This is a genomic window from Pseudomonas sp. M5A4_2d (assembly GCF_053345295.1).
Map to the genome: position 1 here is coordinate 1,216,282 of NZ_JBKEZW010000001.1, position 24,650 is coordinate 1,240,931.

Below are 24,650 nucleotides of genomic sequence, written 5' to 3' on the forward strand. Positions count from 1 at the left end.
AGTCACTTAGCTGAACCCTAGCTGTCTACCTGTCAAATAAACGAGTTTTTCATCCGCCTTTCATATTCGTTCAACATTTTTCCGCTTAACCTTGGCCGCAGAACTTGAGAACAAACCGCGTTTTTACCGACTAACCTGTTGATTACGCTTTACCTTTCATATATTTCGTCTTTAATCTGATACCCATGGAAGAATCCGTTGCCCGTCTTCAGGAAAGTCGAATGAATGCCGCAAACCCACGCTACGTTTAATCAGTCAGCGTTTTACCGACTGATTACTGCTGTTTTCACGCTTCAATTGCTCTAGCCCCGAGGTCATGAATCTTTGAAACCCTACCCTATTCATTGCGTGTCGATCGTTATCCCGGTCTACAACGAACAAGAGAGCCTGCCTGAATTGCTGCGTCGCACGACGGCAGCCTGCAAGCAACTGGCTTACGAATACGAAATCATCCTGGTGGATGACGGTAGCCGCGACAACTCGGCTCAATTGCTTGAAGACGCCGCCGCTGAAGACGGCAGCAACGTGGTGGCGGTGATCCTCAACCGTAACTACGGCCAGCATGCGGCGATCATGGCCGGCTTCGAGCAGTGCCGGGGCGAGGTGGTCATCACCCTCGACGCCGACCTGCAGAACCCGCCCGAAGAGATCCCGCGCCTGGTGGAACAAGCTGCCCTGGGTTACGACGTGGTGGCAACCGTGCGTAACAACCGCCAGGACTCGGCCTTCCGCCGCTGGCCTTCGCGCCTGATCAACCTGGCGGTGCAACGCTCCACCGGCGTGGCCATGACCGACTACGGCTGCATGCTGCGCGCCTACCGCCGCACCATCGTCGACGCCATGCTCGCCTGCCGTGAGCGCAGCACCTTTATTCCGATCCTGGCCAACGGCTTTGCCCGGCACACCACCGAGATTCTTGTGCATCACGCCGAGCGCGAGCACGGCGAGTCCAAATACAGCGCGATGCGCCTGATCAGCCTGATGTTCGACCTGCTGACCTGCATGACCACCACCCCGCTGCGCCTGCTGAGCATCGTCGGTTTCAGCCTGGCGGCGCTGGGCATGCTGTTTGCTTTTGCACTGGTATTCCTGCGATTGGTCTTCGGTGCCGAATGGGCCGGCTCGGGCACGTTTGTACTGTTTGCGGTATTGTTCGTGTTCACCGGCGGTCAATTCATCGGCATGGGCCTCTTGGGTGAATACCTGGGCCGCATGTACAGTGACGTGCGCGCCCGCCCACGCTTCTTTATTGAAAAAGTGCTGCGTAACCAACCCGCAGCACCTGCTCCGGTCGTCGTGGTCGACGGCCTGACAAGTTCTCACACTTCCACTTCTCCTTCCGATCAGGTTTCGTCATGAATTCAAAAGCTGTTGTCTTCGCTTATCACGATATTGGCTGTGCAGGCATTGAAGCCCTGCTGACCGCCGGCTACGACATTGCTGCCGTGTTCACCCATGCCGACGACCCCAAGGAAAATAATTTCTACGGCTCCGTCGCCCAACTCTGTGCCCGCAACGGCATCCCGGTACACGCACCGGAAGACGCCAACCACCCACTGTGGATCGAGCGCATTGCCAAGCTGAACCCGGATTTCATCTTCTCGTTCTACTACCGCAACCTGCTGAGCGAAGCCCTGCTGGCCACCGCCAAGAAAGGTGCGTTCAACCTGCACGGCTCGCTGCTGCCTAAGTACCGTGGCCGCGCCCCGGCCAACTGGGTGCTGGTAAACGGCGAAACCGAAACCGGCGTGACCCTGCACCGCATGGTCAAACGTGCCGACGCCGGCGCGATCCTGGCCCAGCAAAAAGTCGTTATCGAGCGCACTGACACTGGCCTGACCCTGCACGCCAAACTGCGTGAAGCGGCCACCAACCTGCTGCGTGATGCCCTGCCACAACTGGCCCAAGGCAAGCTGGCGGAAACTGCCCAGAACGAAAGCCAGGCCACCTACTTCGGCCGCCGCACCGCTGCCGATGGCAAACTGGACTGGAAAAAGCCGGCTGAAGAGCTGTTCAACCTGGTTCGCGCCGTCACCCAACCTTACCCGGGCGCCTTCTGCGCCGTAGGCGAGCACAAACTGATCGTTTGGCAAGCCGATGTGGTCAAGGGCAACGAAGGCATTGCCCCGGGCCGTGTGATCAGCGTCAACCCGCTGCGCATCGCTTGCGGTGAAGATTCCCTGGTGGTCAAGTTTGGCCAGCGCAACGAAAACGGCCTGTACCTGGCCGGTCCTTCCCTGGCCGACGAGTTGGGCCTGGTGGACGGTTCCGTACTGCGCGGCGCCGAGTCCGGCCGCAAGCCACGTCGTACTCGCGTACTGATCCTGGGTGTGAACGGTTTCATCGGTAACCACCTGTCCGAGCGCCTGCTGCGTGACGACCGTTACGAAATCTACGGCCTGGATATCGGTTCCGACGCTATCGAGCGCCTGCGCAGCCACCCGAACTTCCACTACGTGGAAGGCGACATCAGCATTCACTCCGAGTGGATCGAGTACCACATCAAGAAGTGCGACGTGGTCCTGCCGCTGGTGGCCATCGCTACCCCTATCGAATACACCCGTAACCCACTGCGCGTGTTCGAACTGGACTTTGAAGAGAACCTGAAACTGGTTCGCTACTGCGTCAAGTACAACAAGCGTGTGATCTTCCCGTCGACCTCCGAAGTCTATGGCATGTGCCAGGACCAGTACTTCGACGAAGACACCTCCAACCTGGTGGTTGGCCCGGTCAACAAGCAACGCTGGATCTACTCGGTCTCCAAGCAACTGCTGGACCGTGTGATCTGGGCTTACGGCGACAAAGGCCTGAACTTCACCCTGTTCCGTCCGTTCAACTGGATGGGCCCGCGCCTGGACCGTCTGGACTCGGCACGTATCGGCAGCTCCCGTGCAATCACCCAGTTGATCCTGAACCTGGTAGAAGGCACGCCGATCCGCCTGTTCGACGGTGGCGAGCAGAAGCGTTGCTTCACCGACATCGCTGACGGCATCGAAGCCCTGGCACGCATCATTGATAACGACAACGATGTCTGCAATGGCCAGATCATCAACATCGGCAACCCGGAAAACGAAGCCAGCATTCGTCAGCTGGGCGAAGAGCTGCTGCGTCAGTTCGAAGCTCACCCGCTGCGTAGCAACTTCCCTCCGTTCGCCGGTTTCCGCGACGTAGAGAGCAAGGCGTTCTACGGCACCGGTTACCAGGACGTGGCGCACCGCAAGCCAAGCATCGAAAACGCCAAGCGCCTGCTGAACTGGGAGCCAACCGTTGAGATGAGCGAAACCATCGGTAACACCCTGGACTTCTTCCTTAAAGAAGCCATGCTCGAAATCGCGGACAAGCGCTGATGCAGGCAGGTCTTCGCATCGACGTCGACACCTACCGTGGCACCCGTGAAGGTGTGCCGCGGTTGCTCGAATCCCTGGATGAGGCCGGGGTGAAAGCGACGTTCTTCTTCAGCGTTGGGCCGGACAACATGGGGCGCCACTTGTGGCGCCTCATCCGTCCGCAATTCCTGTGGAAGATGCTGCGTTCCAATGCCGCCGGGCTGTATGGCTGGGATATCTTGCTGGCCGGCACCGCCTGGCCGGGCAAGCCGATTGGTCGTGACCTGGGGCATTTGATGCGCCAGGCCAAGGCCGCCGGCCATGAAGTCGGCCTGCACGCGTGGGACCACCACGGCTGGCAGGCCAACACCGGGCGCTGGAGCGACGCACAGCTGGTAGAGCAGATTCGTCGCGGCGTCGACACCTTGAGCGACATTCTCGGTGAACGCATCGACTGTTCCGCCGCCGCCGGCTGGCGTGCCGATGAACGCGTGGTGCAAGCCAAACAAGGTTTCAACTTTCGCTACAACAGTGATTGCCGGGGCAGCAGCCTGTTTCGACCCACCTTGGCCGATGGCAGTGCGGGCACCCCACAAATTCCGGTAGACCTGCCGACCTTCGACGAAGTCGTCGGTCCGGTGGTGGCTGCCAAAGATTTCAACAGCTTTATTCTTGACCGGTTTACCGCGTCAAAGCTGAACGTCTACACGATCCACGCAGAAGTAGAAGGGATTCTGATGGCTGAAGATTTTCGCCAGTTGCTCGCCCAGGCCGGGCAGCGCGGCATCGACTTCAAACCCTTGGGCGATCTGCTGCCCGCGGATGTGACCACCCTGCCCCAGCAACACCTGGTGCGCGGCGCGCTGAGCGGCCGCGAGGGATGGCTCGGAGTACAGCAGGCATGATCCGGCGCTGGGCATTGCCCCTGCTCCTGTTGGCGTTTGGTGTGTTTTATCTGTTACCGCTGGCCAGTCATGGCCTGTGGATTCCGGATGAAACCCGTTATGCACAAATCAGCCAGGAAATGCTGCTGACCGGCAAGTGGGCTTCGCCACATTTCATGGGCATCCGCTACTTCGAGAAACCCGCCGCCGGCTATTGGATGATTGCGCTGGGCCAGGCGATGTTCGGGCAAAACCTGTTCGGCGTGCGCTTTGCGTCCGCGCTGAGCACCGGGTTGAGCATCCTGCTGGTCTATCTTGTGTCTCGCCGACTGTGGAACGACCCGCAAAAAAGCCTGGTCAGCACGGTGCTGTACATGAGTTTTGTCAGCGTGGCCTTGCTTGGCGGTTATGCCAACCTGGACCCGCAATTCACCTTCTGGGTCAACCTGACCGGTGTGGCGCTGTGGTTCTGCTTCGACAGCACCACGCGCCGCGGCCGTTTGTGGTCCTGGGCCATGCTCGGTTTTGCCTGTGGCATGGGTTTCATGACCAAAGGGTTCCTGGCCTGGCTGCTGCCGGTGTTGATCGCCCTGCCCTACGCAATCTGGCAGAAACGCTTTCGTGAATTGCTGGCTTACGGCGTGGTCGCCGTGGTCGTTGCGATTGTGGTCAGCCTGCCGTGGGCCCTGGCTGTGCACCTGCAAGAGCCGGACTACTGGAACTTCTTCTTCTGGCACGAGCATATCCAACGCTTCGCCGGGGATGACGCCCAGCATGCCGAGCCATTCTGGTTCTATCTGCCGCTAATGGTCGCGTTCTCGTTGCCATGGATTGCCCTGCTGCCATCCACGGTGAAACGCGCCTGGCTGGAAAAACGCCTGCCTAAAACCGCGTTCCTGCTGCTCTGGCTATTAATGCCGCTGGCATTCTTCAGCCTGGCCAAAGGCAAGCTGCCGTCGTACATCATGCCTTGCCTGCTGCCGTTGGCCCTGCTGATGGGGTCGACCCTGAGCGACAAACTTGCCCGGGGCCATGGTCGCGCACTGCGCATCAACGGCTGGCTGAACCTCGGTATCGGTATCGCGGCCTTGTTGGCAATCAGCTGGTTTCAATTGAAGAACCCGGTGTACGAACAGGGACAAGAAACCCTCAGCCTGGTGCTGGTGTTTACCTTCCTGTTCGGCTGGATTGTGGTCAACCTGCTGCAGGCCGCGCGCCCTTTGAAACTGTGGGCAGCGCCGGCGATCGGCAGTTGGTTGCTGGTCGCTCTGGTGCCGGCCGCCCTGCCCCATTCGGTGGTGTACAACAAGACGCCGGATCAGTTCATCATCGACCACCTGCCAGAACTGCAACCGACCACCGCTCTGCTCAGCAATGACCTGGGCGCCGCGTCGGCCCTGTCATGGCGTTTGGGCCGCCCGGACGTCAGCCTCTACAACACCGTCGGCGAAGTGAAATACGGCATCGCCTACCCGGACACCGCCCATCGCAAGATCGATACCAGCGAAGTCCAGCAATGGATGAGCGAAGCGCGCAAAAAGGGTTCTGTCGGCGTGGTGATGCGGGTTAAGGGCGACGATGAGGTTGCTGAAGTGAACCTGCTGCCCCAGGACGGCAAGCGTTATGAGCAAGGCAATATCGTGATCCTGATTTTCCCACAGGCTGCGCAATGATCACGTTGCTTCTGCTATTAAGCGCCTGCCTGCTCACCTGCATGGGCCAGGTTTCGCAAAAATTTGCCGTGGAAAGCTGGCGTGACCAGCCGGACGGTTGGGCGCCGAAACTGCGCTCTCCGTGGCTGTGGTCGGCGCTGGTGTGCCTGGGCCTGGGCCTGTTGGTGTGGCTGCTGGTGTTACAGCGTCTGGAGGTGGGCATCGCCTACCCGATGCTCAGCTTGAATTTCGTGCTGGTGACGCTGATGGCGCGCTTTGTGTTTCATGAGCACATCGATGGCCGTCATTGGCTCGGTGTGGCGCTGGTCATCGGCGGCGTTGTACTGCTGGGGCGTCACGTATGAGCCGGGCGCAAGGGTTTGCCCTGGCCCTGGGCAGCGTCGGTCTGGTGAGCGCCGCTCAACTGGGCATGCGCTGGAGCATGACGCGCCTGCCACTGCCTGACGAGTGGCTGAGCGCATTCAACAGCAACGCCATTGATCTGGGCGCCCTGGGCGTGGTCAGCCTGGCAATCATCGCCTATGCGCTGTCGATGGTGTGCTGGCTCGGCGCCCTCAAGCATTTACCCCTGGGTCGCGCCTATTCGCTGCTCAGCATCAGCTACGCGCTGGTGTACCTGCTGGCGGCCAGCCTGCCGGTGTTCAACGAACATTTTTCGCTTTCAAAAACCCTGGGGGTGGCGCTGGTCATCCTCGGTGTTCTGGTTATTAACTCTCGTCGTGCTAGCGTTGCAAGCCCCAGGAATGCCCCATGAAAATCAGTGTATTTGGTAGCGGTTACGTCGGTCTGGTACAGGCCACCGTATTGGCCGAAGTCGGTCACGATGTGATCTGCATGGACGTTGACAAGAGCAAGGTCGAGTCGCTTCAGAAAGGCCATGTGACTATCTTCGAACCGGGCCTGGCTGCCATGGTCAAGGAAAACCTGGAAAGTGGCCGCCTGCACTTTACCTTTGATGAAAAACTCGCCGTTGAACACGGTGAAGTGCTGTTTATCGCCGTGGGCACGCCCTCGGATGAAGACGGCTCGGCCGACCTCAAGTATGTGCTGTCGGTAGGTGATGCCGTGTCCCGCCATCGTGTGGAACCGGTGATTCTGGTGGAAAAGTCCACCGTGCCCGTCGGCACCGGCGACACCTTGCGCGCCCATATCGAAAAAAACCTGCACATCGCAGGCCGTCACCTGGAATTCGATATCGTCTCCAACCCGGAATTCCTCAAGGAAGGCACGGCCGTCGCCGACTGCCGCCGCCCGGACCGTATTATCATCGGTTGCGAACGTGAAGAAGTGCGTGAAGTGATGCGCGACCTGTATGCGCCCTTCAACCGCAACCACGACCGCATCATCTTCATGGACTTGCGCAGCGCCGAACTGACCAAGTACGCCGCCAACTGCATGCTGGCCACCAAGATCAGCTTTATCAACCAGATCGCCGAGCTGGCCGAACACCTGGGTGCGGACATCGAAGCCGTACGCCTGGGCATCGGCGCCGACTCACGAATTGGCTACCACTTCATCTACCCGGGTTGCGGCTACGGCGGTTCGTGCTTCCCCAAAGACATGCGCGCCCTGATCCACAGCGCCAAGGAAGCCAACTGCTCCAGCGACCTGCTGGAAGCGGTCGAAGCCATCAACCAGCGCCAGAAGAGCAAGCTGTTCGAACGTATCAATGCTTACTTCAAGGGCGAGCTGAAAGGCAAGACGTTTGCGTTGTGGGGCCTGGCCTTCAAGCCCAACACCGATGACATGCGTGACGCACCGAGCCGTGTGCTGATGGAAGCCCTTTGGGCGGCGGGCGCCAATGTACGTGCATTTGACCCTGAAGCGATGCAGGAAACCCAGCGAATCTACGGTGACGAGTCGCGCCTGACGCTGCTGGGCACACCGGAGTCCGCCTTGAGCGGCGCCGATGCGCTGATCGTCTGCACCGAATGGCAACAGTTCAAGGCCCCGGATTTCGAGCTGATCCTCGACCGCCTGAAAAACCCGGTGATTTTCGACGGTCGCAACCTTTACGACGGCGAGCGCCTGGCGCGCAAAGGCTTCAAATACTTCCCAATGGGTCGTGGTGATTCCTGCGAGTTGCCGATTCCTCAGCAAAACTGGGTAGCGCCGGTCAAGGAAGACTGACACGTGAACAAAGCTCAACCGCCCTTGCTTACTGCAACGATCCGCAACCAGTCGCTGGGGCTTGGGCTCCTGGCACTGGTGCTGTTTATCGTCGGCAATTGGCACCAGGCCATCATCGGGTTCGACTCGCGCTTCGTGGTGTTTGCTCAGGAGATGCTGCGCCATGGGCCGAGCTTCTTTCCCACCACCTATGGCCAGCCCTACGCTGACTACCTGGCGACCTCAACACTGCTGACGTGGCTGTTGTCCTTGCCGTTCGGCCAGGTCACCAGCCTGACGGCATGGCTGCCTACGTCTATCGCATCGGCGCTGATCGTAACCCTGGTGTATCGCCTCACGGCGCCCTACTCCACACGTTGGGGCCTGTTGAGCATCGCGATGTTGCTGCTCAGCAGCACGTTCATCAGTGAAACCCGTGCGGTGTCCCTGGACCAGATGCTCGCCGCCATCGCCCTGGCGGTGTTCTACCTGGGTTACGCCCACGATCACTTCGGTGCCGCCAAACGTCTGCATTGGTTGTTCCTGCTGGTGATTCTTGGCTTTGCAGTGCGTGGGCCAATCGGCCTGGTGATCCCGACCGGCGTACTCTGCAGCTATTACCTGATCAATCGCCAATGGCGCCAACTGTTCACCTTTGGTGTGCTGGCACTGGCCCTGTTGGTGGCATGCGTCGGCCTCTTGCTGCTGCTGGCAAAGCTCAGCGGTGGCGAAGACTTCATGCAGGACGTGATCCGCATGCAGTTCCTGGGGCGTATGGACGGCACCGAAGGCTCCAGCGGCGTGCTGTATTACTTCACCAGCTCCATGGGCAACTATGCGTTGGCCTATCCGCTGGCGTTGTTGGTGCTGTTGGCGGTCGTCGTCGGCGGGCGCCGAGCGCCAGACCCGGCGTTGCAACTGGTGTTGTATTGCGCGGCGGCCGGTCTGCTGGTGATGCTGGGCTTGTCGGTACCCCAGGCCAAAAAGGCCCGTTACATACTGCCGATGCTGCCCATGGCGGCGATCATTGCGGCCTACCCGTTCCAGGTCACCCAGGGGCGACTGTTCGCGGCGCTACGCGCTTTGATGCTGGGTATCTGGACGCTGCTGCCGGCGCTCCTGGTGATCGGGTTGGTGGTGGCGCGCAAGCGTTACCCGGCGCAGCTGGACAACCTTGGGCTGATCTTCACGTTGCTGGGTGTGCTTCAGGGGCTGGCGTTGCTGTCACTCCTCAAAGCACGCCTGCGGCCGCTGGGGCCCGCCTTCGCGGCAGTGCTGGCGCTCTGGTCGACCTACATCGTGGTGGTCGAACCGCTGGAACGCACGCTCTACGACACCCGCACCTTCAGCCTCGCGGTCAAAGCGCAAATCCTGCAGCAACCGGCACCGGTGGTACTGCATGGCTTGGGTAAAGATGCGAAAGCCATCAAGTTCATGGTCAACTTCAACTGCGATAAGGTGCCACTGTTTACCCAATCGTCCGCAGATCTGGCCCCGCTGCAAGGGCCGGCCTGGCTGGTGATGAGTGCTCAGGACTTCGAAAAACTGCAAGATCCACGCTTGCGCTCGATCACACCGACGCTCAGTGGAGAGTTCGACAAAGATCCTTATGTGTTGCTGCATCTGGAGAAAGTCTCAGCGCCTTGATCGCGTTCACTGATCGCGGTCACAGCAGTCTGACGGAAACAACGCCCACTCCTCAAAGAGTGGGCGTTTTTCGTTATTAGCGCCCGGAAAGCACCTACGTTGCTATGCGTAAAGGCTGGTGCGCTTTGCCTTCCGATGCCTGGAACCCAAATGTAGACTCGTTCGCCAAGTGCGTTAACTATCTACTACAGGACACTGCCATCCCTTCAACGCACAGTGGCCGCCATCATTAAAAGGGCAATACCGTGCCAGAAGATTTGTTGCTTATGCCTGCGCCGAGGCTGGATCGGTTGATGGAGCTGCGCGACGCGTTGGTGGCGTTGAAGGGACCCTTGGCCGATAACACTGCGCTGCAGGCGAACCTGCAAAGGCAGTTGTTCAATGAAGAGGCCGATACCCGTGTTCTCGGACGGATCAACAGGCCGTTCGCGCAGCAGAAACGCCTGATCCCTTTTGATTAAGCCCTATAACTTCACTTTTTTTGCATTCAACCCTCATTAATATGCAGTGGCGCCAGGGTGCCCAGGTCGGCACACTGTTCAGTGTTCCTCCCCCAACTATTGGAACTTTCAAAGGGCTTTTGCGGGAAACCCGCCAAGCCCTTTTTTTCGCCTGCTATTGATGGACTGCTTCGATGCTCGCTCGCTGGTTACCCGCTGCAATCAATACCCGCCCTGCCGAATGGAGCCGCGCCGCAGTCGGCATGGCCGTAGGCACGCTGTTCAGTGTCTGGGTGTGTGCCCGGCTATTTGGAATGGAAGTCGCACTGCACCTGCTCGGTCCCCTTGGCGCTTCGGCCGTGCTGCTCTTTGCAGTGTCGTCCGGTGCGCTGGCCCAACCCTGGTCGATTATTGGCAGCTATTTGTGCGCCGCCGTGGTGGGGTTGCTGGTCGCTCGGGTATTGGGCCGTACGCTGGGCAGCGCTTGCCTGGCGGCCGGCATGACCGTCATCCTGATGTGCTGGCTGCGTTGCTTGCACCCACCCGCCGGTGGCCTGGCCATGACCTTGGTGCTTGCCGACCCCGCCTCTATTGCGCTGGGTTGGCAGGAGTTGGCCCCGGTCATGCTCGGCGCGTGTGCCCTGCTGGTGTGCGCGCTGGCCTATAACAACGCCACGCGCACGCGTTATCCCAAGGGTACGGGCGAATCACCTGCGGTCATCATCGACACCGCGCCATCGGGGGCAGACGCCGCCATCACCGCAGCCGACCTGAAGCTGGCCATGGCCGAGATGGAGCAGTTTTACGATGTGCAACCGACCGAGCTGGAACAACTGATCCACGCGGCCGAAGGCCATGCACGGCGTCGCAGCATTGGCCAGGTACTGGCCAGTCGCGTCGCTTGACCTCATCTGCATAAATGCAAAAACGACCTGCATGATTCCGGGTTGTACGGGGCAAATTTGCACTGGTACGATCGCGAGAGGGTTCGTTCGCGAACATCTTGATAAAGAACAATAAAAGCAGGGAGTTACAGATGACTGCTCAGGTTTCATCCGAAGCAAGCCGCGCCGAGGCTCTTCAACAGGAGGCCCTTAAGCACGAGGTGCTGGCCGACGTGCGTAACCATATCGGCCACCTCACCCTCAATCGCCCCGCCGGCTTGAATGCCATTACCCTGGAGATGGTCCGCAGCTTGACCGCGCAGTTACAGGCCTGGGCGGATGATCCGCAGGTTTACGCCGTGGTACTGCGCGGCGCCGGTGAAAAAGCCTTCTGCGCCGGTGGCGACATCCGTTCGCTGTACGACAGCTTCAAGAATGGCGACACCCTGCACGAAGATTTTTTCGTTGAAGAATACGCCCTCGACCTGGCCATTCATCATTACCGCAAACCCGTATTGGCCCTGATGGACGGGTTTGTGCTGGGCGGCGGGATGGGCCTGGTGCAAGGTGCCGACCTGCGCGTAGTCACTGAGCGCAGCCGCCTGGCCATGCCGGAAGTGGCCATCGGCTATTTCCCGGATGTGGGCGGTAGCTACTTCCTGCCCCGCATTCCGGGCGAACTGGGGATTTACCTCGGCCTGACCGGCGTACAGATTCGCGCGGCCGATGCGTTGTATTGCGGGTTGGCGGACTGGTCTATCGACAGCGCCAAACTCAGCGAGCTGGACCGCAAGCTCGATCAATTGCAGTGGCAGGACTCGCCGCTCAAGGACCTGCAAGGCGTATTGGCCAAACTGGCCGTACAGCAATTGCCCGATGCACCACTGGCCGCGCTGCGACCTGCTATCGACCACTTCTTCGCCTTGCCGGACGTGCAGAGCATCGTTGAGCAACTGCAGGAAGTCACCGTCGCCGACAGCCACGAATGGGCCCTGACTACCGTTAACCTGATGCAAACCCGCTCGCCGCTGGCCATGGCCGTGACCCTGCAAATGCTGCGCCGTGGCCGCCGCCTGCCGCTGGAGCAGTGCTTTGCCCTGGAACTGCACCTGGATCGCCAGTGGTTCGAACGCGGCGACCTGATCGAAGGGGTTCGTGCCCTGATCATCGATAAAGACAAAACGCCCCGTTGGAACCCGCCGACTGTCCACGGGCTGGACGCCCGCCATGTCGACAGCTTCTTCCGCGACTTCGTGCAGACTGGGAAATAGGCCATGCAAGATATTGAATACACTGAAGAACAGGTAATGATCCGTGACATGGCGCGCGACTTTGCCCGTGGCGAAATCGCCCCGCATGCGCAAGCGTGGGAAAAGGCCGGCTGGATCGATGACGCTTTGGTCGCAAAAATGGGTGAATTGGGCCTGTTGGGCATGGTGGTCCCTGAGGAATGGGGCGGCACCTATGTCGACTACGTGGCTTATGCGCTGGCGGTAGAAGAGATTTCTGCCGGTGATGGTGCAACCGGTGCGCTGATGAGTATCCATAACTCAGTGGGTTGCGGGCCAATCCTCAACTACGGCACACACGAACAGAAACAAACCTGGCTGCCCGACCTTGCCAGCGGCCAGGCCATTGGCTGCTTCTGCCTGACCGAACCCCAGGCCGGCTCCGAAGCCCACAACCTGCGGACCCGCGCTGAACTGCGTGATGGCCAGTGGGTTATTAATGGCGCCAAGCAGTTTGTCAGCAACGGCAAGCGCGCCAAGTTAGCCATTGTGTTTGCGGTGACTGACCCGGCGTTGGGCAAGAAAGGCATTTCCGCGTTTCTGGTGCCCACCCAGACGCCGGGGTTTGTGGTTGATCGCACGGAACACAAGATGGGCATTCGCGCCTCGGATACCTGCGCCGTCACACTCAGCGAGTGCACAGTGCCCGAAGCCAACCTGCTGGGTGAACGCGGCAAAGGCCTGGCCATCGCCCTGTCCAACCTCGAAGGCGGGCGAATCGGTATTGCCGCCCAAGCGTTAGGCATCGCACGGGCAGCGTTTGAGGCGGCGCTGGCGTACGCCCGTGATCGCGTGCAATTCAATCAGGCAATCATTGAGCACCAGAGCATCGCCAACCTGCTGGCAGACATGCAAACCCGGCTCAATGCCGCACGCCTGCTGATCCTGCACGCCGCGCGCCTGCGCAGTGCCGGCAAACCATGCTTGTCGGAAGCCTCCCAGGCCAAGCTGTTCGCCTCGGAAATGGCCGAAAAGGTCTGCTCTTCAGCGATGCAGATTCATGGCGGCTATGGGTATCTTGAGGATTACCCGGTGGAGCGTTACTACCGGGATGCCAGGATTACGCAGATTTACGAAGGGACCAGTGAGATTCAGCGGATGGTCATTGCCCGAGAGCTCAAGCACTACCAGCTCTGACAGATACGCCGCTCCCACCTGTGGGAGCGGGCTTGCCCGCGAAGGCGATTAACCAGTCACTGCAGCGTTGACTGACCCGGCGCTTTCGCGAGCAAGCCCGCTCCCACAATGGGATCTACCGTGTTTTGGGGGCAGCTTACTGGTCCTTGAACTCAGGCGCGCGCTTGGCCACAAATGCCGCCATGCCTTCCTTCTGGTCTTGCGTCGCAAACGCCGCATGGAACACCCGGCGTTCAAAGCGCACGCCTTCGGACAGGCTCACTTCAAACGCGCGGTTCACACTTTCCTTGACCATCATGCTGATCGGCACTGACTTGCCGGCAATCAGTGTGGCGACTTTCAGCGCCTCTTCCAGCAGTTCGTCGGCCGGCACAATGCGCGCGACAATCCCGCAGCGCTCAGCTTCCACCGCATCGATAAAACGCCCGGTCAGGCACATTTCCATGGCCTTGGCCTTGCCCACTGCGCGGGTCAGGCGCTGAGTGCCGCCCATGCCCGGCAACACACCGAGGTTGATTTCCGGCTGACCGAACTTCGCCGTATCACCGGCCAGGATGAAGTCGCACATCAACGCCAGTTCGCAGCCGCCGCCCAAGGCGAATCCATTAACGGCCGCTATGATCGGCTTGCGGCGGTTGGCCACGCGGTCACTGTCGCTGAACAGGTCGTCGAGGTAGATCTGCGGGTAAGTCAGCTCGGCCATTTCCTTGATGTCGGCACCGGCAGCGAAGGCTTTTTTGGAGCCGGTCAACACGATGCAACCGATTTGCGGGTTGGCTTCCAGGCTGTCGAGGGCCTGGTTCAACTCGCTGACCAATTGCGCATTCAAGGCATTCAGCGCGTGCGGGCGATTAAGGGTAATCAACCCGACGCGGCCCTGCACTTCGAGCAAAATGGTTTCGTAACTCATGTATTGGCTCCTTAAAGATTGCGTGAGATGACCATGCGTTGAATGTCGCTGGTGCCTTCGTAAATCTGGCAGACCCGCACATCGCGGTAGATCCGCTCCAGGGGGAAGTCGCTCAGGTAACCGTAACCGCCCAAGGTTTGCAAGGCGGCGGAGCAGACTTTCTCGGCCATTTCCGAGGCAAACAGCTTGGCCATCGACGCTTCGACCAACGCCGGCTTGCCGCTGTCACGTAGGGCGGCGGCGTAATGCACCATTTGCCGGGCGACCGCGATTTGTGTGGCCATGTCCGCCAGGCGGAACGCCACCGCCTGGTGCTCAATCAACGCTTTACCAAAGCTTTCGCGCTCACGTGCATAGTCGCGTGCTGCTTCAAACGCGGCGCGGGCCATGCCCACCGATTGCGAGGCAATACCCACACGCCCGCCTTCGAGGTTGGCCAGGGCGATCTTGTAGCCTTCGCCCTCCTCGCCCAAGCGATTGGCGACGGGCACCTTCACATCCTCAAACAGAATCTGGCACGTGTCGGACGCGTGCTGGCCCAGCTTGTCTTCCACCCGCGCGACCGTGTAACCCGGTGAGTCGGTAGGCACGATAAACGCGCTGATCCCACGTTTGCCGGATGCCGGGTCAGTGACCGCAAACACAATCACAATGCCGGCGTTCTGTCCGGAGGTGATGAACTGTTTGCAACCATTGAGCACGTAATGGTCGCCTTCAAGGCGCGCACGGGTTTTCAGGCTACTGGCATCAGAGCCTGCCTGTGGCTCGGTCAATGCGAAGGCACCGAGCATGGCGCCACTGGCCAAGGGTTTGAGGAACAGTTCTTTCTGCTGATCGTTGCCGAACTTGAGAATCGGCACGCAACCCACCGAGTTGTGCACGCTCATGATGGTTGAGCACGCGCCGTCACCGGCGGCGATTTCTTCCAGCGCCATGGCATAGGCCAGGTAGCCGGTGTCGCAACCGCCCCACTGGTCCGGCACCAGCATGCCGAAAAAGCCCAGTTCGGCCATTTCGCCGATGGCTTCCTTGGGGAAACGGTGCTCGCGGTCCCATTCGGCGGCGAACGGTTTCAGGCGTTCCTGGGCAAATTGCCGGGCCGCCTCGCTGATTTGCAGTTGTTCGTCATTGGGCAGCATGTTGAGTCCTTAATACAGGCATTCGACGGCCATGGCCGTGGCTTCACCACCGCCGATGCAGATGGCGGCAACGCCACGCTTGAGGCCTTTTTGGCGCAGGGCCGAGAGCAAGGTCACCAGAATGCGCGCGCCGGAGGCGCCGATCGGATGCCCCAAGGCACAGGCGCCGCCGTGGATGTTGACCTTGCTGTGGGGGATATCCAGCTTGCTCATCGTCACCAGGCTGACGACCGCGAAGGCTTCGTTGATCTCGAACAAATCTACGTCGCCCAGGTGCCAGCCGGTCTTGCTCATCAGCTTGCGAATTGCGCCCACCGGCGCCACCGGGAACAGCCCCGGCTCATCGGCAAATGCAGCATGCCCGTGGATCACCGCCAGCGGCTTGAGACCGCGCTTTTGCGCCTCGGACTGGCGCATCAGCAGCAACGCCGCCGCGCCATCGGAAATCGAGCTGGAGTTGGCCGCCGTCACGGTGCCGCCTTCACGAAACGCCGGTTTCAGACTGCTGATCTTGTCCAGCCTGGCTTTGGGTGGCTGTTCGTCATGCACGATGGTTTTTTGCTCTTTACCGACGGTGACCTGCACCGGGACGATCTCCGCAGCGAAGCTGCCGTCGGTAATCGCCGCTTGCGCACGGGTCAGCGAGGCGATGGCGAACGCGTCCTGGGCTTCACGGGTAAACCCGTTGTGCTCGGCGCAGTCTTCGGCAAAGGTGCCCATCAGGCGGCCCTTGTCATACGCATCTTCCAGGCCGTCGAGAAACATATGGTCGAGCACCTTGCCATGGCCCATGCGGTAGCCGCTGCGCGCACGGTCGAGCAGGTACGGCGCGTTGGACATGCTCTCCATGCCACCGGCGATCACTACCTCGACACTGCCGGCCAACAACGCGTCGTGGGCCAGCATGGTCGCTTCCATGCCTGAACCACACATTTTGTTCAGCGTGGTGCAGCGGGTGGCCTTGTCCAGCCCGGCACCCAGGGCCGCCTGACGCGCAGGCGCCTGGCCCAGGCCTGCGGGCAGCACACAGCCGAACAACACTTCATCCACGGCATCGGACGCAATGCCGGCGCGCTCGACAGCCGCGCGAATCGCGGCGGCGCCCAGTTGCGGTGCGGTCAGCCCTTTGAGGTCGCCCTGGAAACCGCCCATGGGCGTGCGCACGGCGCTGACAATGACAATCGGATCGTTCATGAATAATCCTCCTTACTTGGCCGCCATGCGCAAGGCACCGTCGAGACGGATCACCTCGCCATTGAGCATGCTGTTTTCAATGATGTGCCGCACCAGCGCAGCGTATTCGGACGGTTTGCCCAGGCGCGGCGGAAATGGCACGCCGGCAGCCAGGGAATCGCGCACTTCCGGCGTCATACCCGCCATCATTGGCGTCTCGAAGATGCCGGGGGCAATGGTCATTACCCGAATGCCATAGCGTGCCAATTCGCGCGCGGCGGGCAAGGTCAGGCTGGCAATGGCGCCTTTGGAGGCGGCATACGCCGCCTGGCCGATCTGCCCGTCAAAGGCGGCCACCGATGCGGTGTTGATGATTACACCGCGCTCACCGTCGGCATTCGCCTCGGTGTCGGCCATTGCCGCAGCAGCCAGGCGCAACAGGTTGAAGCTACCGATCAGGTTGACGTTGATCACCTGAGCAAAGCTGGCCAGGCCGTGGGGGCCGTTCTTGCCGAGGATCTTCTCGCCGCGTACGACACCGGCGCAATTCACCAGGCCATGCAAACCACCAAAGGCTGCAACGGTGGCGTGAACGGCAGCTTCAGCAGCGGCTTCCTGGCTGATATCTGCCACCGCACTGCGGGCGTTCTCGCCGAGCTGTAGGGCTTTGGCCGCCACGGCCTCGGCGTTCAGGTCCACCAGCATCACTTTGGCACCGGCCGCGATGAGCATGTCAGCGGTGGCCGCGCCGAGGCCCGAGGCACCGCCGCTGACCAGGAATACCTTGTTTTCAATCTGCATCATTGTTTCCTTAAAAGTGGATCAAGCCAGTGCCGCTTGGGCCTTGGCGATTTCCTGATTACGCAAAATAAAGCGCTGCAGCTTGCCGCTCGGGGTCTTGGGCAAGTCACTGACGAATTCGATTTCTCGTGGGTAGGCATGGGCGGCCAGGCGTTGGCGCACATACAAGCGCAGCTCTTCGGCCAATTCCGGGGTGGCGCGGTATTGCTCGTTGATCACCACAAACGCTTTCACCAGTTCGGTGCGCTCCGGGCAGGGTTTACCGACCACCGCAGCCTCGATGACAGCCGGGTGCTCGACCAGCGCGCTTTCCACGTCGAACGGCCCCACGCGGTAACCGGAAGTGGTGATCACATCATCACTGCGCCCGACAAAACTGATGCTGGCGTCAGGGTTCAGCTCGACGGTGTCGCCACTGAGGTAGTACTTGCCCACGAAGGCTTTGGTCTTGACCCCGTCATACCCCGCAAACCAGCACATCGGCGATTGTTCACGGTCGATGGCCAGGATTCCCGGTTGCCCGGCGGGTAACTCCTGGTAATCGTCATCCAGCACCACGATGCGATGCCCCGGCGAGGCGAAACCGGCCGAGCCGACGTGCACCGGGTGCGCCAGGCCATGGTGGTTGCAGAGCACCATGCCCAGTTCGGTCTGGCCGTAGTGGTCGTGAATAGTGACGCCCAGGTTATCGGCGAACCAACGGATGACCTCCGGGTTCAGCGGCTCGCCGGCGCTGCTGACGATGCGCAGCTTGCCCTTGATCGAGCGGGCGAACTGCTCACCACCGGCAATCAGCAGGCGATACGCCGTGGGAGAGCCGGTCAGGTTGGTAATCCCGTATTTATTAATCACCCGGCAGGTGCTTTCGAGGGTGAAGGGGCCATCGTAGAAGGTGATCGGGTGGCCCATGGACAACGGCCCGGTCACGCCGAAATAGATACCGTAGGCCCAGCCTGGGTCGGCTACATTCCAAAACGCATCTTCAGGGCGCAGGTCCACCGCGTCACGGGTGTAGCGCTGAAACGCAACGATCGCCTTGAGCGGCACCGACAGCGCTTTCGAGGGGCCGGTGGTACCCGAGGTGAACATCAGCAGGAAAGGGTCATCGCCGCCCAGCAACACCGGCTCGCACACCGGGGAATAGTTGGGCAATTCGGCCCAGAAACTGTAATCGCCCCGCACGATGCCTTCACCCTTGGCCCCCGCGACCGTGACAATGATTGGGCAACCCTGCACCTCAGCCAGTTTGGGGCGGTTCACCGCATCGGTGACCACCAGCGCCGCGGCAGAGCTGCTCAGGCGATGCTCAATAGCCTTGGGGCCAAACGCGGTAAATAACGGCTGATAGACCGCGCCGATGCGCCAGGTCGCCAACACCACCACCAGCAATTCAGCCGTGCGGGGCAGCAGGCCCGCCACCTTGTCACCGCGTTTGACGCCCTGAGCCTGCAGGAAATTGGCGAAGCGGGCCGCCTGGTCCTGCAATTGGGTAAAGGTAGACGTGGCGCTCTGCCCGTCCTTGCCCTCCCAGAACAACGCGATGCGCCCCGGTAGCGCGTGCCGGTCGCAGCATTCCACGCAGGCATTGAGCGCCTGTAGATTGCCGGCCAGTGCGGTATCGACGGTGTGCTGATAATCGAATTCGGTGATGGCAGCCAGGTACTCACGCATTGCTTCAAATCCTTCTGTATTTTTATTTTGATGACGGTTTTGAGGACAAGAATCGCTGAAATAGTCGCTCCGGAGCGGCGCAGCAGCAATGGTCAAAGCCTTCAACTTGGCTGACTGGTTTGGCCAATCATTGATTGCGCTGATCAGTCGGTCAGCCCAAGTGATTGGACGCCCCCAGCGCTTGCTTCTAACCTGATGGCCTGCGCCACCACAGAAGCCTTCCATGATCGTTCGCCCCAAACCCAACCTGCTGGGCATCCTGTTTTCCCTCAAGGGCTCGATTGCCAAGCGCATCGCCTTGCGCAGCCTGCTGGTCACGTTACTGGCCTCAGTGATCGTGCTGGTGGAAACCCTGCACCCGGCCTATTTCTCCAAGGTCAACGCCACGCCCTTCACGTTGCTCGGGCTGTCGTTGTCGATCTTCATGAGTTTTCGCAACAACGCCTGCTACGACCGCTGGTGGGAAGGCCGCAAGCAACTTGGTCAAATGATCATTGAGGTGCGCTCGCTGATTCGCGAAACCCAGGTGCTGGCTGATCCGGCTGAGCGCGCAGGCCTGTTGCGCGGTCTGTGCGGCTTTGCCCATGGTTTGATCGCGCGTTTGCGTCATGAAGATGAGGCCCGGGCCATCAAGCCCTGGATCAGCGTCGAGCAGGCGCACCCCAACCTGCCCGATAGCGTATTGCAACAACTGGGCGCGCGATTTTCGCTGCTGGCAGAACGGGGCGTGATCAGCGAATGGCGCTACACCCAGCTCGAAACCCGGCTGGTCAGCCTGAGCCAGGTGCAAGCGTCGTGTGAGCGCATCAAAAGCACGCCGCTGCCCTTCCCCTATACGCTGCTGCTGCACCGCACCATCTACCTGTTCTGCATTCTTCTGCCGTTCGCCATGGCCGAGCCATTGGGTTGGCTGACGCCGCTGTTCACCGCCATCGTGAGCTACACCTTCTTTGGCCTGGATGAAATCGGCGACGACCTGGAGGACCCGTTCGGTTTCGACGAAAACGACTTGCCGTGCAATGCGATCGTACGCACCCTGGAGCGCGAGTTGCTCGCCGCCCTCGGCGAATCCGACCTGCCACCTGCGCTGGAGCCGGTTGAATACGTGCTGAACTGACGCGGGTTTGACACTCGCCGTGGTCTGACCGAAGCTGATGGCTTTGCGATAGCTGCCCCAGCTTTTGGACGCCTGCATGTCAAAGTCACGCCGTTACTCCATCATCGGCCTGTGCGCCCTGTTGTTGCTTGTGTTGGTCACTTGGTTTTTCTCCCGCTCCAGTCCAGTGGCCGTGCCGCCGGCGATTGCCCACGGCTACTCCAAAGCCTTGAAGCAGGCGCATAACGGTGAGCCAGGGGCCGCACGCGTGCTGTATCAACAGCTCGGCCGGCCGGACCTGACTCCCCAGCGTCGCGCTGCGTTGCACGCCGAACTGCCCAATTACCCCAGCCCACAAGCGCTGAAACTGGCCGATAAAGACCTGGCCGACGAGTCTCCATTGGTCCGCGAGGCGGCCATTCACAGCATTGTCGGCCTGGTACCCAGCGGCCAACGCACGTTGTTGCTCGGCCCTGTGCTGGATGACCCTGAACAAGACGTGCGCTTTGCCGCCGCGAATGCCTTGCTCGGCCTGTCGCCGGACACCCTGGGTTTGTATTTCGGGCCCTTGCAGCAGGTGCTGGATGAGTTCGTGAAAAAGCTCAAGGGCGAGCCCGAAACGGCTGAAGGCTGGATTCAACTGGCGCGCCTGTACATCCACAGTGCCTTGCTGCCGGAGGCGCAAAACGCACTGGAGCAGGCCATGCGCTTGCAGCCGGACAATCTGCAGGCCGTGGTCGCACAAATCGAGCTACTGGACAAACAAGGCAAAACCGATGAGTCGCGTCAGTTGCTGGCACGCCAATTGGCGGCCCATCCCGAGTCGGCTTACTTGCAGCATGCTCTGGGCATGTGGCTCTTGCACCACGGCGAACGGCCGTATGCCCTGCTTGGTTTGTCCAAAGCGGTAGAGCTTGAACCGGACAATCAAGATTACCGCTACGACCTCGCCACCACCCTGCACGCCCAGGAGGAATTGGAAGCGGCCCAGCGTCAGCTGGAAGAAATCATTCAGCGCCACCCGGCCAATCGCAAGGCACGGGTGTTGCTGGTCAATTACTGGAAAGAGAGTGGCCAGTTGCAGAACGTCCAGGTGTTACTCGCCCAACTTGAGCAACAAAATCCGGATGATCCCGCCCTGCAGCAAGGCCTGTAGCCCGCGCTAAAAAGGTGTAAACCTTAGCCAGGCTTGTACAAATTGAGCAAAACGTTGAACCGCCACGGGCCACTACGGTCAAGTAAATATGGCGCGCCCAAGGCGGTGCGCTCCTCTACTTGTACGTGACCCGAGGGCACTTCTTGTCTACATCCAAAGAGCTGTTCAGTGAAAAGGCGGCCACCGGCATCGAAGGTCTTGACGACATTCTTTCCGGCGGGCTTTCGCGCAGCCACCTGTTCCTGCTGGAAGGCGAACCCGGCACCGGTAAAACCACCGTAGCGCTGCACTTTCTGCAAGACGGCGCAAAGAACGGTGAACGATCCTTGTACATCACCCTGTCCGAAACCGAACGGGAGTTGCGCCAAGGCGCCGAATCCCATGGCTGGGACCTGGATGACAATATCCATATCTTCGAACTGACCCCGCCGGAAAGCCTGCTCGACGCCGATCACCAACAAAGCTTGCTGTATTCCTCCGACCTGGAACTGGGCGAAGCCACTCGACAGATTTTTGAAGAGGTGGAACGGGTCAAGCCGTCGCGTGTGGTCATCGACAGCCTCTCGGAAATCCGCCTGCTCGCGCAAAGCTCGCTGCGCTATCGCCGGCAGATCCTGGCGATCAAGCACTACTTTGTGCGCTACAACGCCACTGTGCTGTTGCTGGACGACCTGACCACCGAATCCCTGGACAAGACCGTACACAGTGTGGCCCACGGGGTGATTCGCCTGGAAGAATTGACCCCCACCTACGGCGCCGAGCGCCGTCGCGTGCGGATTGTGAAATACCGTGGACAGAAATACCGCGGCGGGTTCCATGACTTCACCATCATGGCCGACGGCATCCACGTATTCCCCCGCCTGGTGGCGGCCGAGCACCGTGGTGGTTACGTGCGTGAGACCCTGAGCAGTGGCATCCGCGAAATGGATGCCTTGATGGGCGGCGGGGTCGAGACCGGCTCCAGCACCTTGATCCTCGGCCCTGCCGGTACCGGCAAATCCCTGATCTCGATGATCTTTGCCGCAGCCGCCGTGGCCCGTGGCGAGAAAGCCGCGTTGTTTATTTTCGACGAAGAGCTGGGCTTGTTGTTCGAGCGCATGAACAACATGGGCATCGACCTCGCCGCCCTGCAAGCCACGGGCAACCTGCTGATCGAACAGGTGGACGCAGCCGAGCTTTCTCCTGGCGAGTTTTCACACCGCGTGCGGCGCTGCGTCGACGAGCGCGGGATCAAAACCGTGGTGATCGACAGTATCAACGGCTACCAGGCCGCAATGCCGGAAGAAAACTCACTGATTTTGCATATGCACGAACTGCTGCTGTACCTCAACCGCCGGGGCGCCGCGACCTTCATGACGGTGGCCCAGCACGGGCTGGTCGGCGATATGCAGGCGCCCGTAGACATTACCTATCTGGCCGACACCGTGATTCTGCTGCGTTACTTCGAAGCACTCGGCAAAGTTCGCCGGGCCATTTCGATTATTAAGAAACGCACCGGCGCCCATGAGTCGACCATTCGCGAGTATCGAATCAGCGCGCGTGGCTTGACTATTGGCGAACCCCTCGACAATTTCCAGGGCGTACTGCGCGGCATCCCGACCTATATGGGCGCCGGTTCCCCGCTGCTCAAGGAAGACGGCGTGTGACCGGTCTTTCCCCCCTCTCCGAACGCGCAATCATCCTCGCGCCATTGGGCCGTGACAGCTCTCTGGCGCTGAAGATGCTCAACGAAGCCGGCTACAGCGGCATGATTGCCGGCAACCTGACGGCACTCTGCGAGGCCCTTGCGCAAGGCGCCGGTATGCTGTTGATTGCCGCTGAAGCCTTGCGCGGTGTCGATTTGGAACCGCTGCTGGAATACCTGCATGAACAACCGGCCTGGTCAGACCTGCCCATCGTACTGATGACCCACCATGGTGGCAGCGAACAGAATGGCTCATCCCATCTGAGCGGGCTGCTGGGCAACGTGACCTTCCTGGAGCGGCCCTTCCATCCCGTGACCCTGATCAGCCTGGTGAGCGCGGCCCTGCGCGGTCGGCGTCGACAATATGACGCGCGTGACCGCCTGATCGACTTGAGCGAGAGCGAACTGCGCCTGCAACGTACCCTCGAGACCCTTGAGCAGCAGGTCGAAGAACGCACCGCGCAGTTGCGCAGCAACGAAGAAGCGCTGCGTCAGTCGCAAAAAATGGAGGCCGTGGGACAGCTGACCGGCGGCATCGCCCACGACTTCAACAACATGCTCACCGGGATCATCGGCAGCCTGGAACTGCTGCGCAGACGCGTTTCGCGCGGAAAGCTGGATGATCTGGACAGCCTGATCGACCTGGGTGTCACCTCCGCCAACCGCGCCGCCGGCCTGACCCATCGGCTGCTGGCGTTCTCCCGTCGCCAATCCCTCGATCCCAAGCCCGTGGAGATCAACCAGTTGGTCACCTCAATGGGCGAACTGCTGCAGCGCAGCATCAACGAAAGCATTAGCCTGGATATGCGCCTGACCGACGCGCTGTGGACCGCCGAAGCCGACCCCAACCAACTGGAAAGTGCCCTGCTCAACCTGGTGATCAACGCGCGCGATGCCATGCCCAACGGCGGCAGCCTTATCGTGGAGACCACCAACCGCCACCTCGACAGTGTGTTCACCGCCGCCTACGGCACGTTGATGCCAGGCGATTATGTCGAACTGAGCGTGAGTGACACCGGTTGCGGTATCCCTGAGAGCCTGATCGGTCGCGTCTTCGACCCCTTCTTCACCACCAAGCCGATTGGCCAGGGGACGGGCCTCGGCCTGTCAATGATCTATGGCTTTGCGCGGCAATCCCACGGCCATGTGATCATCCACAGTGAAGTTGGCAAGGGCACAACCGTCAGTCTGTTCCTTCCACGCTTTATCGGTGAGCCGGTGACGGCCGCCGCCGTTAACCCGGCGCTGTTGCCGTTTGCCAATCCAGGCGAGACGGTATTGATCGTCGAAGACGACCCCGCCGTGCGTGTGCTGGTCAGCGCCGTACTCACGGAATTGGGGTATGCCTTTGTGGAAGCAGGTGACGCCAACACCGCCGTACCGATCATTGAGTCTGACCAGCGCATTGACCTGTTGATCAGCGATGTCGGACTGCCCGGCATGAACGGGCGGCAACTGGCGGAAATCGGGCGGCAACTGCGCCCGGAGCTGAAAGTGCTGTTTATCACCGGCTATGCCGAGCATGCAGCCGTGCGAGGTGGCTTCCTGGACCCGGGCATGCAGCTGATCACCAAACCGTTCACGTTTGACCTACTGACGGAAAAGGTGCGGGAGATGATCAAGCAATAGGG

At 60.5% G+C, this 24,650-nt stretch carries 21 protein-coding genes; 16 read left to right on the forward strand and 5 right to left on the reverse strand.

The genetic code is table 11. From position 1 onward, the window contains the following. Window positions 1–324: 324 nt before the first annotated feature. The 12 genes from arnC (at window position 325) to ACLBW8_RS05615 (ending at window position 13,389) form a co-directional block, all read left to right on the forward strand. Window positions 325–1,359 (forward strand): undecaprenyl-phosphate 4-deoxy-4-formamido-L-arabinose transferase, encoded by a 1,035-nt coding sequence (gene arnC / locus ACLBW8_RS05560; protein WP_064452471.1) that lies wholly within the window; start codon window positions 325–327, stop codon window positions 1,357–1,359. Continuing rightward, entirely contained in the window at window positions 1,356–3,347 is a 1,992-nt protein-coding gene (gene arnA, locus ACLBW8_RS05565; RefSeq protein WP_432751765.1) for a bifunctional UDP-4-amino-4-deoxy-L-arabinose formyltransferase/UDP-glucuronic acid oxidase ArnA, read from the forward strand. The genes arnC and arnA overlap by 4 nt, the downstream gene beginning before the upstream one ends. Then, a complete protein-coding gene (gene arnD, locus ACLBW8_RS05570) occupies window positions 3,347–4,231 on the forward strand; it encodes a 4-deoxy-4-formamido-L-arabinose-phosphoundecaprenol deformylase (RefSeq protein WP_064452473.1) in 885 nt (294 codons plus the stop codon). The genes arnA and arnD overlap by 1 nt, the downstream gene beginning before the upstream one ends. Further along, entirely contained in the window at window positions 4,228–5,883 is a 1,656-nt protein-coding gene (gene arnT, locus ACLBW8_RS05575; protein WP_447804822.1) for a lipid IV(A) 4-amino-4-deoxy-L-arabinosyltransferase, read from the forward strand. Before arnD ends, arnT begins: the two co-directional genes overlap by 4 nt. Then, on the forward strand, window positions 5,880–6,227 hold the full coding sequence (gene arnE / locus ACLBW8_RS05580) for a 4-amino-4-deoxy-L-arabinose-phosphoundecaprenol flippase subunit ArnE (RefSeq protein ID WP_064452475.1): 348 nt from the start codon (window positions 5,880–5,882) through the stop codon (window positions 6,225–6,227). The genes arnT and arnE overlap by 4 nt, the downstream gene beginning before the upstream one ends. Next, on the forward strand, window positions 6,224–6,637 hold the full coding sequence (gene arnF / locus ACLBW8_RS05585) for a 4-amino-4-deoxy-L-arabinose-phosphoundecaprenol flippase subunit ArnF (RefSeq protein ID WP_064452476.1): 414 nt from the start codon (window positions 6,224–6,226) through the stop codon (window positions 6,635–6,637). The genes arnE and arnF overlap by 4 nt, the downstream gene beginning before the upstream one ends. Continuing rightward, on the forward strand, window positions 6,634–8,013 hold the full coding sequence (locus tag ACLBW8_RS05590; protein ID WP_064452477.1) for a UDP-glucose dehydrogenase family protein: 1,380 nt from the start codon (window positions 6,634–6,636) through the stop codon (window positions 8,011–8,013). The genes arnF and ACLBW8_RS05590 overlap by 4 nt, the downstream gene beginning before the upstream one ends. A 3-nt stretch (window positions 8,014–8,016) precedes the next feature. Further along, complete coding sequence (locus tag ACLBW8_RS05595) at window positions 8,017–9,639, forward strand: ArnT family glycosyltransferase (protein ID WP_221294803.1); 1,623 nt, start codon at window positions 8,017–8,019, stop codon at window positions 9,637–9,639. 266 nt (window positions 9,640–9,905) lie between these two features. Then, entirely contained in the window at window positions 9,906–10,100 is a 195-nt protein-coding gene (locus ACLBW8_RS05600; protein ID WP_082895893.1) for a type VI secretion system contractile sheath small subunit, read from the forward strand. 173 nt (window positions 10,101–10,273) lie between these two features. Then, window positions 10,274–10,984, forward strand: coding sequence for an HPP family protein (locus ACLBW8_RS05605; RefSeq protein ID WP_447804823.1), 711 nt, complete (start codon window positions 10,274–10,276; stop codon window positions 10,982–10,984). A 131-nt stretch (window positions 10,985–11,115) separates the two neighbouring features. Further along, a complete protein-coding gene (locus tag ACLBW8_RS05610) occupies window positions 11,116–12,234 on the forward strand; it encodes an enoyl-CoA hydratase/isomerase family protein (protein WP_447804824.1) in 1,119 nt (372 codons plus the stop codon). A gap of 3 nt (window positions 12,235–12,237) precedes the next feature. Next, on the forward strand, window positions 12,238–13,389 hold the full coding sequence (locus ACLBW8_RS05615) for an acyl-CoA dehydrogenase family protein (RefSeq protein WP_064452481.1): 1,152 nt from the start codon (window positions 12,238–12,240) through the stop codon (window positions 13,387–13,389). Between the two features lie 136 nt (window positions 13,390–13,525). On the opposite strand, the gene ACLBW8_RS05620 is transcribed toward ACLBW8_RS05615, so the two are convergent. From ACLBW8_RS05620 to ACLBW8_RS05640, 5 genes are read right to left on the reverse strand one after another with little or no spacing between them, the layout of a single operon-like run. After that, window positions 13,526–14,299, reverse strand: coding sequence for an enoyl-CoA hydratase (locus ACLBW8_RS05620; RefSeq protein WP_064452482.1), 774 nt, complete (start codon window positions 14,297–14,299; stop codon window positions 13,526–13,528). An 11-nt stretch (window positions 14,300–14,310) separates the two neighbouring features. After that, window positions 14,311–15,438 (reverse strand): acyl-CoA dehydrogenase, encoded by a 1,128-nt coding sequence (locus ACLBW8_RS05625; RefSeq protein ID WP_447804825.1) that lies wholly within the window; start codon window positions 15,436–15,438, stop codon window positions 14,311–14,313. 9 nt (window positions 15,439–15,447) lie between these two features. Continuing rightward, complete coding sequence (locus ACLBW8_RS05630) at window positions 15,448–16,632, reverse strand: acetyl-CoA C-acyltransferase (RefSeq protein WP_447804826.1); 1,185 nt, start codon at window positions 16,630–16,632, stop codon at window positions 15,448–15,450. A 12-nt stretch (window positions 16,633–16,644) separates the two neighbouring features. Then, entirely contained in the window at window positions 16,645–17,412 is a 768-nt protein-coding gene (locus ACLBW8_RS05635; protein ID WP_064452485.1) for an SDR family NAD(P)-dependent oxidoreductase, read from the reverse strand. Between the two features lie 21 nt (window positions 17,413–17,433). Beyond that, window positions 17,434–19,083 (reverse strand): AMP-binding protein, encoded by a 1,650-nt coding sequence (locus ACLBW8_RS05640; protein ID WP_447804827.1) that lies wholly within the window; start codon window positions 19,081–19,083, stop codon window positions 17,434–17,436. A gap of 223 nt (window positions 19,084–19,306) precedes the next feature. Here ACLBW8_RS05640 and ACLBW8_RS05645 point away from each other — a divergent pair, with 223 nt between their 5' ends. From ACLBW8_RS05645 to ACLBW8_RS05660, 4 genes are all read left to right on the forward strand, one after another. After that, a complete protein-coding gene (locus ACLBW8_RS05645; protein WP_447804828.1) occupies window positions 19,307–20,200 on the forward strand; it encodes a bestrophin family protein in 894 nt (297 codons plus the stop codon). A gap of 76 nt (window positions 20,201–20,276) precedes the next feature. Continuing rightward, window positions 20,277–21,335, forward strand: coding sequence for a HEAT repeat domain-containing protein (locus tag ACLBW8_RS05650; protein ID WP_064452488.1), 1,059 nt, complete (start codon window positions 20,277–20,279; stop codon window positions 21,333–21,335). Window positions 21,336–21,478: 143 nt separating this feature from the next. After that, the gene (locus tag ACLBW8_RS05655; protein ID WP_221294809.1) at window positions 21,479–22,981 is read left to right on the forward strand and encodes an ATPase domain-containing protein; all 1,503 of its coding nucleotides are present in this window, start codon (window positions 21,479–21,481) and stop codon (window positions 22,979–22,981) included. Beyond that, window positions 22,978–24,648, forward strand: a complete 1,671-nt coding sequence (locus tag ACLBW8_RS05660; RefSeq protein ID WP_447804829.1) for an ATP-binding protein — start codon at window positions 22,978–22,980, stop codon at window positions 24,646–24,648. The genes ACLBW8_RS05655 and ACLBW8_RS05660 overlap by 4 nt, the downstream gene beginning before the upstream one ends. Window positions 24,649–24,650 lie beyond the last annotated feature (2 nt).